Source organism: Streptomyces hoynatensis (assembly GCF_003626535.1).
In the GTDB taxonomy this organism is placed as follows: domain Bacteria; phylum Actinomycetota; class Actinomycetes; order Streptomycetales; family Streptomycetaceae; genus Streptomyces; species Streptomyces hoynatensis.
This window is the reverse complement of the sequence record NZ_RBAL01000013.1, coordinates 32,248-44,388: the sequence shown is the minus strand read 5'-3', so window position 1 is coordinate 44,388 and position 12,141 is coordinate 32,248. Positions and strand designations below refer to the sequence as shown.

Below are 12,141 nucleotides of genomic sequence, written 5' to 3'. Positions count from 1 at the left end.
CGACCGGTGAGCCGAGCACCCCCCACGACCGGCTCGCCACCGGGGGTTGGCCGCCCCAGCTGACGGGGCGGCCAACCCCGAGGCCCGCCGGACACCGAGCGACCCCCACCGGCGCGGTCGTGCCCCGTGGCCGGCCCCGCGTCCACCTCCCGGCAAACCCACGGAAAGCGAACCACATGAACGTCGAACCGAGCCGTAGATCCCTCCTGAACGGAGCGGCCGCCCTCGCCGGCGCTGCGGCACTCTCCCCGCTGCTGGTCGCGTGCGGTGGGGGCGGCAGCGGCAATCAGGGCGGCACCAGCTCCGAGCAGGGCCTGGCGAGCGCGCTGCCGGACCACGTCCCCAGCGACGCCGTCACCCCCGACATCGCCCCCGTCGAGGGCGCGGCCGGCGCCATCAGCCCTCCCGGCTTCCTGCGCTACCCCACCGAGCGGGTCAGGACGGTCCCCGAAGTCCCGGGCTCCGGCGGCACCTACACCACGCTGACCCCGCTGTGGGGCGCGGTCCCGCCCGCCGACAACGAGCACTACCGGGCCATGAACGAGGCGCTGGGCGCGACCCTGGAGATGGCGCCGTCGGCGGGCGCCAACTACGGCACGGTGCTGCCGACCCTCACCGCGGCCGAGCGGCTGCCCGACTGGGTGCAGCTGCCGGGATGGCTGAACGCCCAGGCCAGCACGGGCCGGCTGGTGGGCACCCAGCTCGCGGATCTCACGCCCTACCTGGCCGGGGACAGGATCAGGCAGTACCCCAACCTGGCCGCGCTGCCGACCGGCGCGTGGCGGGGCGGGATCTGGCAGGACAAGCTGTACGGCATCCCCGTCCACTCCGGCACCTTCACGCTGGGAGGCATGTTCTACCACCGCCGCGACATCTTCGAGGAGCGGGGTATCGACGCCAACGAGGTCCGGTCCGCCGACGACCTCTTCGCCCTGGGGGAAGAGCTGACCGACGCCCGCGCCGGGGTATGGGCGTTCGAGGAGCTGTGGCCCTTCATCGACCTGATCTTCCCGATCGAGGCGAAGTTCCGGGTGGTCGACGGCAGGCTGGTCCACCGGTACGAGCAGCCGGAGTTCATCGAAGCCCTCGACTGGTGCCGGCGCATCGTCGACGCCGGTCTGCTGCATCCGGACGCACTGACCGGCAGCCACAACGACGACGCCTCCAAGGCGCGCTTTTACGCCGGCCAGTCGCTGATCACCGCCGACGGCGGTGGCTCGTGGAACGGCGCGGACGCCGACGCCGGCCGGGCCGCCAACCCCGGCTACCGACGCGGCTGTTTCATGCCGTTCTCCGCCGACGGCACCTCCGAGCCGCGGCTGCCCCTGATGTGGACGGCGAGCTGGTACAGCTACCTCAACATCAAGCTGAGGCCGGAACAGATCGAGGAGTGCCTGCGCATCGCCAACTACCTGGCCGCGCCCTACGGCTCGCAGGAATACACCCGGATCACCTTCGGCGTCGAGGGCACCCACTGGACCGAGGGCCCCGACGGTCCCCGCTACACGGAGCAGGGCACGATCGAGGCCCAGCCGGGGACCTACGTCTTCCTCGCCAATCCGATCGCCGTCGTCTCCAACCTGGGGTACCCGCAGATCACCGAGGACTTCTGCGCGTGGGCCGCCGAGGCCGTCCGGTACGCCTACAAGCCGGTGTTCTGGAACATGAACATCACCGTGCCCCGGCGCCTGGCCACGGCGGACGCCGCCCAGGCCGTCGAGGACACCATCAGCGAAGTCAGCCGCGGCATCCAGCCGGTCTCCGCGTTCCAGGAAGCCCTCGGCACCTGGAAGCGCAACGGCGGTGACGAGCTGGTCGGCTGGTACGAGACCGAGGTCCTGGACAAGCTCGGCACCGGCCAGGAATAGCCCCCCAGCCGCCACCGGCGCCGGACGGCAACGCCGGCCGGCCCACGGCCGGCGTCCGGGTCTTCCCCTTCACGGAGTTACCTCATGGCCTCAACCCTCGCGCCCGGCGACGAGCCGGGTGTCACCTCCCCGGCGCGCCGGCGCGGGCACCGGCGGCGGCCGGTGCCCCCGGAGAACCGGTTGACCTGGCGGATCAGGCTGCGCCGCGACCGGACGCTGATCCTGATGACGCTCCCGGCGATCGGCCTGCTCGTGGTCTTCACCTACCTGCCGATGCTGGGCATCGTCACCGCATTCCAGTTCTACGACCCGCTGGTGGGCATCGCCGACAGCGAGTGGATCGGGCTGGAGAACTTCGAGCGCCTCTTCGGCGACCCGCTGTTCTGGGGCGCGCTGGAGAACACCCTCTACCTCAGCGCGGTGCAACTCGTCCTGTACTTCCCGATCCCGATCATGCTGGCCCTGCTGCTCAACTCGGTGCTCAACGAGCGGGTCCGCGCGGTGATCCAGGCGGTCACCTTCCTGCCCCACTTCTTCTCCTGGGTCCTGGTCGTCACCATCTTCCAGCAGATGTTCGGCGGCGCCGGGCTGCTGAACCAGTTCCTGCGCGATCACGGCATGGGCACCTGGGACCTCATGACCGACCCCGACACCTTCGCCCTCCTGGTCACCTCCCAGGTGGTGTGGAAGGACGCGGGCTGGGGCATCATCGTCTTCCTCGCCGCGCTCACCGCGATCAACCAGAACCTGTACGAGGCCGCGGCCGTGGACGGCGCGGGCCGCTGGCGGCGCATGTGGCACGTCACCCTCCCCGGCATGCGCGGCATCATCGTCCTGATGCTCGTCCTGCGCCTGGGCAACGCGCTCAGCGTCGGCTTCGAACAACTCCTCATCCAGCGCGCCGGTGTCGGCCACGACGCCGCGGACGTACTGGACACCTTCGCCTACTACTACGGCATCGGCACCCAGGACTACGGCTACGGCGCGGCAGCCGGCATCTTCAAGAGCGTCATCTCGCTGCTCCTCCTCTGGGGCGCCAACGCGCTGGCCCACCGCTTCGGCGAGGACGGACTGTACCGCTCATGACCACGATGACCCGTTCCGGCACCCCCGCCCCGCGCGTCCCCCGGCAGGCGCCCGGGCGGCGCCGCCACCCCCGGCGCCCGGTGTGGGAGGAGCCGCCCACCGCGCCCGGCCAGGCCGTCAAGGGCCTGTCGCTGACCGCCGTGGTGCTGATCATTCTGGTCCCCCTGTACTGCGTGGTGCTGACCAGCCTCTCCACGCCCGGTGCGATCAACCGGGCCGGCGGCCTGGTCCTGGTGCCCGACGGCCTCACCTTCGACGCCTACGAGACGATGCTCTCCGGCGGGCCGATACGCCGCTCCCTGTTCGTGACCCTCGGCATCACCGTCGTCGGCACCGCCCTGTCGATGATCGTCTCCGTGCTGTGCGCCTACGGGCTGTCCCGCTCACGCTCGCTGGGCCACCGCTTCCTGCTGCTGATCCTCGTCGTCACCATGTTCGTCAACGGCGGCCTGATCCCCACCTTCCTGGTGGTCAACGAACTGGGCGGCTACGGACAGTACTGGTCGCTGATCCTCCCGACGGCGGTGAACGTCTTCAACATCATCGTCCTGCGGGCCTTCTTCTCCGGCACGGCCGCTGACCTCATCGACGCCGCCCGCATCGACGGCGCCGGCGAGTGGCACATCCTGGGGTCCATCGTGCTGCCCACCTCCCGCGCCGTGCTCGCCGTCATCACGCTCTTCTACGCGGTCGGCTACTGGAACACCTTCTTCAGCGTGCTGCTCTACCTGCCGACCGAGAGCGAGAAGTGGCCGCTGCAATACGTTCTATACCAGTACGTCAACCTCGGGGCCACGGTTCCCGGCCAGGCCAACTCCGGCTTCGGCACCGGCGCGGTCCAGATCGCCCCGCTCTCCCTGCAGATGGCGCTGGTGGTCCTGACCCTCATCCCCATCCTGCTGGTGTTCCCCTTCATGCAGCGGCACTTCGCCAAGGGCATGCTGACCGGCGCCATCAAGGGCTGAGGCCCGCGCCCGGCCGCCCGCACACGAACGCCCCGCACCAGCGTCCACGCCGGTCGCGGGGCGATGCGGCACTCACGTGGAGCGCCCCCGGCGGGGGACCCGCAACATGGGAACATCCAGAGCCGCCGACCGGCGCGGACGGAAGGTAGCGGATCCCGCGTTCTCATCGAGGAGCGGACGGCAGATTCCCGTCAGGAACGCGACGAGCGTTCCCTCGTACTGGGTACCCCCGACGGGATTCGAACCCGCGCTACCGCCTTGAAAGGGCGGCGTCCTGGGCCACTAGACGACGGGGGCCGATGGCTCCTGGCACCAGTGGTGCCCCGGGGACGTCCGCAGCATAGGCGATGCGGCGGCGGATCGGCAAAACGGTTTCCGGCGGAGAATGGCAGCGTGTTGCAGATGACGCGCGAGGAGTTCGAGGGCCTGGTGAGCGAGGCGCTCGACCGGGTCCCGCCCGAGTTGACGCGGCTGATGGACAACGTCGCCGTGTTCGTGGAGGACGAGCCGCCCGCCGAGGACCCCGAACTGCTCGGCCTCTACGAGGGGATACCGCTGACCGAACGCGGCGAGTGGTACGCCGGTGCCCTGCCCGACCGCATTCTCGTCTTCATGGGCCCCACGCTGCGCATGTGCGCGCGCGAGGGCGGCGACCGGGAGATGGTCGTCGAGGAGGTGGAGATCACGGTCGTGCACGAGATCGCCCACCACTTCGGCATCGACGACGCCCGCCTGCACGACCTCGGCTACGGCTGACCGCGCCCCCGCCTGGCCGGCGTCCCCGCCCGGCCGGTGCTCCGCCTGGCCGGCGCGGCAGCGCGGCGGTGCGACCGTGGGGCGGCGCGGCGGCGGGGCGGTGCGAGGGCATGGCGGTGCGGCGGCGGGGTGGGCCGTGGGGCGTCCGGCCCCGGTGACGCCGTGTCCTCGACTCGGCCGGGGGAGTTGTGCACGCGGAAGTTTCCGTCGTGGCCGGCTCGGAGGTGCTGCGCCGTGCGCCGTCGTCCCGTACTCGTCTCCCGTTTCCCCTTCCCCGGGCCCCGGGCGGTCGCCCGTGCGGCCCGGGCGATCGCCCGTGCGGTCCGTGGGGGCGCCCGTGCGGCCCGTGGGGCGCTGCTCGGCGCGCTGGCCGCGGTCCTGCTCGCCGGGTGCGTGACCGCAGAGCCGGACCGCGCGCCGGCCGGCCGGCCCCCGGCGGGCAGCCACCGCGCCCAGGACGGCGAGGGCCGCGCGCGGGCGCCGCTGGCCGGGGACGGGTCCGCGGGCGCGCGGGCCGCCGGGGCCGGGCCCTCGCGCGCCCCGCACGGCGCGCGGGACGACCGCGCGCGCCGCTCGCCCTCCCCGGCCGCCGGCCCCGAGCCAAGCCCGCCGTCCGTCCCCTCCGCGCGCGGCGCGCTCCCCACCGGGCGGAGCGGCCGGCCCGGCAGGGCGGAGCCGCCGGAACCGGAGCCGCGACCCGGGCCCGAGCCCGCGCCCACGGCCCCGGACCCGGACCGGGACCCGGGAACCGCCCCAAGCCAGGAGCCCGGCCCGGGACCCGGGGAAGGCGGGGGCGCCGGCCCCGCGCCTGCGGAGCCCTCCGCCCCGGCCCCGGAGCCCTCGGGCAGCCCGGCGCCCGGGCCCGGGGCATCCGGGTAGGAGGGCCGTTTGCGCGGCGGGTCGCACCCTGCGTATGCTTGTAGATCGTTTGATCCCACTTGCCCGGCGCCCCGATGCAGCGCGCCGTGTGGCGCGTTCCTCACTCAGCCGTGGCTGACCGCATCCAGGCGGTCTGAAGCACCTACGGAGCACAAGGCGCGTGCCGACCCCACGACTCCGGAAGGTTCTCGTTTCGCATGTCCGTCACCACGCCAGAGGCTCTGCTCCCGCTGGAGGACGAGCCGACCACCACGTTCGCCGATCTGGGCCTGCCGCAGGACATCGTGCGCAAGCTCGCGGAGAACGGCGTGACCACCCCGTTCCCGATCCAGGCCGCCACCATCCCCGACGCGCTCGCCGGGCGTGACATCCTCGGCCGCGGCCGTACCGGCTCCGGCAAGACGCTCAGCTTCGGGCTGCCGCTGCTGGCCAGGCTGGCCGGGGGCCGCACCGCCGCCAAGCGCCCGCGCGCCGTCATCCTGACCCCCACCCGCGAGCTGGCCATGCAGGTCTCGGACGCGCTGGAGCCCTACGGCGACGTGCTGGGCCTGCGCCTGAAGGTCGTCTGCGGCGGCACCTCGATGGCGAACCAGATCTACGCCCTCGAACGCGGCGTCGACATCCTCGTGGCCACCCCGGGCCGCCTGCGCGACGTGATCGGCCGCGGCGCCTGCTCGCTGGACGACGTCGAGGTGGCCGTCCTCGACGAGGCCGACCAGATGGCGGACCTCGGCTTCCTGCCCGAGGTCACCGAGCTGCTCGACCTGGTGCCGCCGGGCGGCCAGCGCATGCTGTTCTCCGCGACCCTGGAACACGAGATCGACACCCTGGTGCGGCGGTACCTGGTGGACCCGGTCAGCCACGAGGTGGACGCGGCCCAGGGCGCCGTCACCACCATGAGCCACCACGTGCTGATCGTGAAGCCGCGGGACAAGGCGCCGCTGACCGCCGCCATCGCCGGCGGCGAGGGCCGCACGATCGTCTTCGTCCGCACCCAGCTCGGCGCCGACCGGGTCGCCGGTCAGCTGCGCGAGGCCGGGGTGCGGGCCGACGCGCTGCACGGCGGCATGACCCAGGGCGCCAGGACCCGCACCCTGGCGGACTTCAAGGACGGCAGGGCCAGCGTGCTGGTCGCCACCGACGTGGCGGCCCGCGGCATCCACGTGGACGGCATCGACCTGGTGCTGAACGTCGACCCGGCCGCCGACCACAAGGACTACCTGCACCGTTCCGGCCGCACCGCCCGCGCCGGGCGTTCCGGCACCGTCGTCTCCCTCGCCCTGCCGCACCAGCGGCGCACGATCTTCCGGCTGATGGAGGACGCGGGCGTGGACGCCGCGCGGCACATCATCGGCCGCGGCGACCTCTTCGACGAGGAGGTGGCGCGGATCATCGGCGCGCGCTCGCTGACCGAGGTGCAGGCCGAGGCGGCGATGGGCGCCGTCCAGCACGCGGAACTGGAGGCCGCCAGGCTCGCCAGGGAGCTGGAACGGGCCCGCGCCCGCGCCACGGAGCTGCGCGAGGAGGCCGAGCGGCTGGTCGCCAGGGCGGCCAGGGAACGCGGCGACGACCCGGCCGAGGCCATCGCCGCGGCGACCGAGGCCCGCACCGCCGCCGTCGAGGAGGCGGAGCGGGAGGCCGAGCGCGAGGCGATCCGCGAGGCGCGGCGCGCCGAGAAGGCGGCCCGCGCCGAGGCGGCGCGGCACGAGCGCGAGGACCGGCGTGACGACCGCAGGGGCGGCGGGTTCCGTGAGGACCGGCGTCCGTACGGCCGTCGCGAGGGCGAGCGCCGCGAGGGCGACCGCGGGGGTTACCGCAGGGACGACCACCGGCGGGACGACTACCGCAGGGACGACCGGCGTGAGGACCGCAGGGGCGGCGGGTTCCGTGAGGACCGGCGTCCGTACGGCCGTCGCGAGGGCGAGCGCCGCGAGGGCGACCGCGGCGGATTCCGCAGGGACGACCACCGGCGCGACGACCACCGGCGGGACGACTACCGCAGGGACGACCGCCGCGAGGACCGCAGGGGCGGCTACCGCGACGACCGGCCCTCCGCGTACGACCGGCGTGGCGACAAACCGCGCTGGAAGCGCGGCAGCTGAGCCGACCGCCCCGGCCCCCGGCACCACCCGGTGCCACCGGGGCCGGGGCGAGCCCCCGGGCTATGCTGCTCTTGCGGGCCGTTAGCTCAATTGGCAGAGCAGTGGACTTTTAATCCATTGGTTGTGGGTTCGAGTCCCACACGGCCTACGGAAAAGCCCCAGCTCAAGCGCCCGTTGAGCTGGGGCCTCGCTCGTTTCGGCTCGCGGCCCGCGGCAGGGGCGTGGTCAGGCCACGGGGGCCGGGTAGGGGCTTCTCATCGTGCCGGAGTGGGCCTCGACCTGGCCGTCGAGGTGCTCGGGCAGCTCGGCCAGGAAGGCGCGCAGCGTCGGGGTCGCCTGGTGCCGGTCGAGGTCCTCCTGCGACCGCCAGACCTCGTAGAGGAAGAACCGGCCGTCCTCCTCCTCGTGGAGGTGGTACTGAAGGCTGCCCTCGTGTCCCCTGGACGGTTCGACGAGGTCCAGCAGGAGCTTCCTCAGGGCGGCGGCGTGCCCGGGCCTGGGCGTGAGGAATCCGTAGAGCGAAACGGGCGTTTGGGCCTGCGATGTCGTGGTCATGCGCCCACGGTAAAATGTGCAATCCATGTCAGGTTCAAGGTCGTTTCCCGTGAGGTGGGTCACATGAAGATCGGGGAGCTCGCTCACGAGACCGGGGTGGGCGTGCGCCTGCTGCGCTACTACGAGGCCCAGGGGCTGCTCGCCTCCCGCCGCAGCGAGGGGGGCCACCGCCACTACGGCCCCGAGGCCCCCGCCGCCGTCGCCCGCATCCGGACCCTGCTCGCCGCCGGGCTCCCCACCAGGATCATTCGCGAACTCATGCCCTGCTTCTCCGGGGACGGCACCGCGCTCCAGGCCTGCGTCCTCGACCACCTCAGAAGCCAGCTGGCCGACATGGACTCCCGCATCGCCGACCTGACCCGCGCCCGCACCGCCCTGGGCGACATCCTCGACGCCTCCACCCGGGCACTGGCTCCCGCCGCGGCAGGGCGCTGAGGCACACCGGGGCCCCCGGCCGCCGCCCCGGCGCGGACGGGGCGGCCGGCTGCGGCCGGGCGGCCGGAGCCGGGGCCGCGCCCGCGGCCGGGTGGGCGTTCCCACCGGGTGGGCCTCCTGGACCCTGATCAGCCCTTCCAGTAGAGGAGTTCGGCGCGGGCCCACTCGATGACCGCCGGGTCGTCGCCGCCGGGGACGAGGACCTGGCAGACGACGCGGTCGTCGTGGCTGCCGCCGACGTGGGCCTGCCAGGTGTAGGTGAAGTGGCCGTCGCCGGCGTCGTGCACCGGGGAGGCGATCGGCATGCGGGCTCCCTCGTGCCAGCCGGAGGAGTCCCGGTAGTTGTGGCCGAGCCTGAGCTGGATCTCCTGGCCGGCCGCGAGGCCGCGGGCGCGGATCGCGAAGCCGCCGACGTAGGAGGCGGGGCCGTTCAGGACGGTCTGTTCCGCCTTCTTCGTGTGCCAGTCGCCGTCCTGGTAGATCCGGTCGAACGTGAGCGTGAGCCACGTGCCCGGCCGGGCGGTCTGGGTGTGTCCTTCGGTCGTCGAGTAGAGCGAGCGCTCGGGCATGGCATCCTCCGTCTCCGAGTGGGGGTCCCCGGCCCAGCGGCGCAGCGCGGCGCGGTCGGCGAAGGCACCGACGTTCGTGTCCAGGGGGGAGCTGGTGTACTGGTGGAACAGCCATGTGGCCTCGATGCCGGGATGTCCCGGGCGGCCGTTGTAGTCCGCGATCCACAGGGCGTCCCCGGCGAACGAGGTGGTGTCGCGGTTCAGCCAGAAGTCCCGGTTGCAGTACAGGCCGACCCGGTGTCCCGGGCGGAGCTTTCTGACCTCGCGGATGAACTGGTCCTTCTCGGCGCAGGAGGCGCGGGTGCCGCTGCCGGTGGTCTCCCAGTCCACGAACAGCGGGTCGCCCTCCACGCTGCCGCACTTGTCGACGAAGTACCGGGCCTGGGCGGCGATGTTGCCGGGCCACAGGAAGTGGTACCAGCCCACCACCAGGCCCGCCTTCCGGCCGTGCGCGGCCTGGTCGTGCTGCTTCGGGTTGATCCAGCTTCTGCCCTCGGTGGCCTTGACGAACACGAAGTCCAGGCCGTCGGTCGAGTAGGCCGAGCCCTGGTGGTCGGAGACGTCGATCCCCTTGATCACGTGGCCTCCTGAGTCGGCCCCGGGCCGAACGGCACCGGGGGCGGTGGTCGGCGGATGCGTCAGGCGATGCGTCGCCCGCCGGCGCGCGGGCCCTCGCCGCGCGCGGGCGGGCGGGAGGGGGTGGGGGTAGGTCGGCACCGGCGGAACGCGAGGTCCCAAGTGTGGTAACGAGGATGTGTCCCCACTGACCGCTCGCGGCAAACAAGGCGCGTCGCCCGGTGCGTCGAGGCGCCCCTCTCGTGCCGCAACGCACCCGCAACGCGCCCGCGTGCCGCAACTCCCGTGGCGGCGCGAGGCACCCGCAAGGCGCCCGCAAGGCGCGCCCAGGCCCGTAAGGCGCCTGGGCGACGCGCCGCCCTCGCGCCTGGGCGCCCGCAACGAGCCCCCGCGCCCGCAACGCGCCCTCGCGGCGGAGCCGGGCCGGGGCCGGTCTGCGGTCGGCCGGGGCCGGGGCCGGTTCAGGCCAGGGTGGCGGAGAGGGCCTCGCGGAGGCGGGTGACCGAGGCCAGGAACGCGAAGTGGCCGGCGAGTTCCTCCACCCGCGGGGCCACGGCGCGCAGCCGTTCGCGGTCGCCCTCCTCCATCGCCTCGTCGAGCCGGTCGAGCAGGGCCTCCAGACGGTCGGTTGCCTCGTCCCGCACCACGCGTTCCAGGTCGGCGCGTACCTGGGCGGCGGCCTCGCGCAGCGCGGCGCCGGCCCCCTCGGGGGGCGGTCCCGAGCCGACCTGGGGCGTGTTGGCCACATGGCCCTGGCTGCCGATGTTGAACAGCCCGCCGATGACGCGCTGACCGAAGGAGAAGTTCCTGTCACTCACTGGCCGCTCCCGTCTCCGCCGAAGGTTTCCGCCACCGGACCGGCCGCTGTTCCCAGGGCGTCCGCGGCCGGTGGCGCCGCCTGCCCCGCGTCGCCCTCGGAACGGGCCCCGCGTCCGCGGGGCGTGGCCACCGCCTCGCGTACCACGGGCAGTTGGCTGCCCACCTGGGCCAGCAGCGCCGGGGCTGCCGCCCCCACGGTCAGCGCGGCGTAGCCGCCGCCGACCTGGCCGCTGGCCCCGAAGGCCGTCGCGGTGGCCGCCCCCAGGGCGATCCTGATGGCGCCGATCACGAGGAAGGGGCCCAGGTCCACGTAGGCGGCGAGGCGCGGTGGGTTCTTGCGCAACAGCCCGGTGGGCGTTCTCCTGGCCTGCTGCCAGGAGCCGAGCCGGTCGTAGAGGGTGACCAGCTCGATCAGCCCTCCGCCCGCGCCGCCGAGCACGGCGCACTGCCAGACCTCCATCGGCCCCCCCTGCTCGCCTCGGCCCGCGCCGCCGCGGACCTGCCGCCCGTGGGCCGTCCCCACGGTAGCCGCGCCGGGCGCCGCCCGGGTGGCCTTTCGCCGCTCCGGCACTTCGCGGGCGCCCCGGGGGGTTTCTACCCGCCCCGGGCCCGGGTCCACCGGCGCGGCGGCCCGGGGGAAGGGGAAAACCGCGTGGCCGTCGGCGGGCGGCCGTGGCAGCGTGCGGGTATGGGACAGGACGCGCGCATCCGGATCACGACCCTCGCCGAACGGCCCGCGCTGGCCGGACGGCTCTACGAGATCGCCGACACCTGGCCCGCCTTCTTCGACCACGAGGTGGTGGCGCACGTGCTGCTGGGGCGGGTGGCGGCGGAGTTCCCCGCGTACTGCGTGGTGGCGACCGAGGGGGAGCGGGTCGTGGCCCGGGGGTTCGCCGTGCCGTTCGACGCGCGGTCACCGGGCCGGGAGGAGACCCCGGACCAGGGCTGGGACCGGGTGCTCGGCTGGGCCTTCCACGACGCGAGCCGGGGCCGGGAGGCGACGGCGGCCAGCGCGCTGGAGATCACGGTGGACGCCGGGTACCTCGGCCGCGGCCTGTCGTACCTGATGCTGGACGCGTTGCGGCAGGCGGCCGGGCGGCAGGGGCACGGGGAGTTGCTCGCCCCGGTCAGGCCGACGGCCAAGCACCTGCGCCCGCGCCTGCCCATGGCCGACTACCTTCGCCTGCTGCGCCCCGACGGGCTGCCCGAGGACCCCTGGCTGCGGGTGCACGTGCGGTCCGGCGGGCGGGTGGAGGGGATCGCGCCCGCCTCGATGACGGTCAGCGGCTCCCTGGCGCAGTGGCGGGAGTGGACCGGGCTGCCGTTCGACCGCGACGGCGAGGTGGAGGTGCCGGGGGCGCTGGTTCCGGTGCGGTGCGAGGCCGCGCACGGCTACGCGGTCTACGTGGAGCCCAACGTGTGGGTGCGGCACGCCACCCGCCCCCGTTCCGCCTGAACGCGCCGGCCCCGCCTGAACGCGCCGGCCCCGCCCGAGCGCGTCGGCCCCGCCTGAACGCGCCGGCCCCGCCCG

Annotated in this window: 10 protein-coding genes, 2 tRNA genes and 1 pseudogene; 8 read left to right on the top strand and 5 right to left on the bottom strand. The window is 73.9% G+C overall.

Features of this window, described 5'->3' with window-relative positions; genetic code table 11:
• The first annotated feature begins 176 nt into the window (after nucleotides 1-176).
• The 3 genes from D7294_RS20930 to D7294_RS20920 all read left to right on the top strand — a co-directional run bounded on the left by D7294_RS20930 (nucleotide 177) and on the right by D7294_RS20920 (nucleotide 3,919).
• Nucleotides 177-1,868, top strand: coding sequence for an ABC transporter substrate-binding protein (locus tag D7294_RS20930; protein WP_120682069.1), 1,692 nt, complete (start codon nucleotides 177-179; stop codon nucleotides 1,866-1,868).
• An 84-nt stretch (nucleotides 1,869-1,952) separates the two neighbouring features.
• Entirely contained in the window at nucleotides 1,953-2,954 is a 1,002-nt protein-coding gene (locus tag D7294_RS20925) for an ABC transporter permease (protein WP_120682067.1), read from the top strand.
• A complete protein-coding gene (locus D7294_RS20920) occupies nucleotides 2,951-3,919 on the top strand; it encodes a carbohydrate ABC transporter permease (protein WP_120682065.1) in 969 nt (322 codons plus the stop codon). The genes D7294_RS20925 and D7294_RS20920 overlap by 4 nt, the downstream gene beginning before the upstream one ends.
• A 224-nt stretch (nucleotides 3,920-4,143) precedes the next feature.
• On the opposite strand, the gene D7294_RS20915 is transcribed toward D7294_RS20920, so the two are convergent.
• Nucleotides 4,144-4,216, bottom strand: a tRNA-Glu gene (locus tag D7294_RS20915).
• Nucleotides 4,217-4,312: 96 nt separating this feature from the next.
• Here D7294_RS20915 and D7294_RS20910 point away from each other — a divergent pair.
• The 3 genes from D7294_RS20910 to D7294_RS20895 all read left to right on the top strand — a co-directional run bounded on the left by D7294_RS20910 (nucleotide 4,313) and on the right by D7294_RS20895 (nucleotide 7,804).
• Nucleotides 4,313-4,675 (top strand): metallopeptidase family protein, encoded by a 363-nt coding sequence (locus tag D7294_RS20910; protein WP_120682063.1) that lies wholly within the window; start codon nucleotides 4,313-4,315, stop codon nucleotides 4,673-4,675.
• Nucleotides 4,676-5,751: 1,076 nt separating this feature from the next.
• Nucleotides 5,752-7,656 carry a DEAD/DEAH box helicase gene (locus D7294_RS20900; RefSeq protein WP_120682059.1) on the top strand — a complete coding sequence of 635 codons (1,905 nt, stop codon included), beginning with the start codon at nucleotides 5,752-5,754 and terminating at the stop codon, nucleotides 7,654-7,656.
• 75 nt (nucleotides 7,657-7,731) lie between these two features.
• Nucleotides 7,732-7,804 (top strand) — tRNA-Lys (locus D7294_RS20895).
• A gap of 77 nt (nucleotides 7,805-7,881) precedes the next feature.
• Here D7294_RS20895 and D7294_RS20890 read toward each other — a convergent pair.
• Complete coding sequence (locus D7294_RS20890; RefSeq protein ID WP_120682057.1) at nucleotides 7,882-8,211, bottom strand: putative quinol monooxygenase; 330 nt, start codon at nucleotides 8,209-8,211, stop codon at nucleotides 7,882-7,884.
• 63 nt (nucleotides 8,212-8,274) lie between these two features.
• On the opposite strand from D7294_RS20890, the gene D7294_RS20885 reads away from it, so the two are divergent.
• Nucleotides 8,275-8,646, top strand: coding sequence for a MerR family transcriptional regulator (locus tag D7294_RS20885; protein WP_120682055.1), 372 nt, complete (start codon nucleotides 8,275-8,277; stop codon nucleotides 8,644-8,646).
• A 599-nt stretch (nucleotides 8,647-9,245) separates the two neighbouring features.
• On the opposite strand, the pseudogene D7294_RS33335 reads toward D7294_RS20885, so the two are convergent.
• The 3 genes and pseudogenes from D7294_RS33335 to D7294_RS20870 form a co-directional block, all read right to left on the bottom strand.
• A pseudogene (locus tag D7294_RS33335) lies at nucleotides 9,246-9,794 on the bottom strand (glycoside hydrolase family 25 protein); the annotation flags it as partial.
• Nucleotides 9,795-10,252: 458 nt separating this feature from the next.
• The gene (locus D7294_RS20875) at nucleotides 10,253-10,609 is read right to left on the bottom strand and encodes a hypothetical protein (RefSeq protein WP_120682051.1); all 357 of its coding nucleotides are present in this window, start codon (nucleotides 10,607-10,609) and stop codon (nucleotides 10,253-10,255) included.
• Nucleotides 10,606-11,070 carry a hypothetical protein gene (locus D7294_RS20870; RefSeq protein ID WP_120682049.1) on the bottom strand — a complete coding sequence of 155 codons (465 nt, stop codon included), beginning with the start codon at nucleotides 11,068-11,070 and terminating at the stop codon, nucleotides 10,606-10,608. The genes D7294_RS20875 and D7294_RS20870 overlap by 4 nt, the downstream gene beginning before the upstream one ends.
• A gap of 228 nt (nucleotides 11,071-11,298) precedes the next feature.
• On the opposite strand from D7294_RS20870, the gene D7294_RS20865 reads away from it, so the two are divergent.
• Nucleotides 11,299-12,066 (top strand): N-acetyltransferase, encoded by a 768-nt coding sequence (locus tag D7294_RS20865; protein WP_120682048.1) that lies wholly within the window; start codon nucleotides 11,299-11,301, stop codon nucleotides 12,064-12,066.
• Nucleotides 12,067-12,141: the final 75 nt, after the last annotated feature.

What these genes read in the sequence shown, in the direction of transcription:
- D7294_RS20890 (WP_120682057.1), bottom strand. Translation starts at nt 8,211, where the DNA reads ATGACCACGACATCGCAGGCCCAAACGCCCGTTTCGCTCTACGGATTC.
- D7294_RS20930 (WP_120682069.1), top strand. Translation starts at nt 177, where the DNA reads ATGAACGTCGAACCGAGCCGTAGATCCCTCCTGAACGGAGCGGCCGCC.
- D7294_RS20865 (WP_120682048.1), top strand. Translation starts at nt 11,299, where the DNA reads ATGGGACAGGACGCGCGCATCCGGATCACGACCCTCGCCGAACGGCCC.
- D7294_RS20870 (WP_120682049.1), bottom strand. Translation starts at nt 11,070, where the DNA reads ATGGAGGTCTGGCAGTGCGCCGTGCTCGGCGGCGCGGGCGGAGGGCTG.
- D7294_RS20900 (WP_120682059.1), top strand. Translation starts at nt 5,752, where the DNA reads ATGTCCGTCACCACGCCAGAGGCTCTGCTCCCGCTGGAGGACGAGCCG.
- D7294_RS20885 (WP_120682055.1), top strand. Translation starts at nt 8,275, where the DNA reads ATGAAGATCGGGGAGCTCGCTCACGAGACCGGGGTGGGCGTGCGCCTG.
- D7294_RS20925 (WP_120682067.1), top strand. Translation starts at nt 1,953, where the DNA reads ATGGCCTCAACCCTCGCGCCCGGCGACGAGCCGGGTGTCACCTCCCCG.
- D7294_RS20920 (WP_120682065.1), top strand. Translation starts at nt 2,951, where the DNA reads ATGACCACGATGACCCGTTCCGGCACCCCCGCCCCGCGCGTCCCCCGG.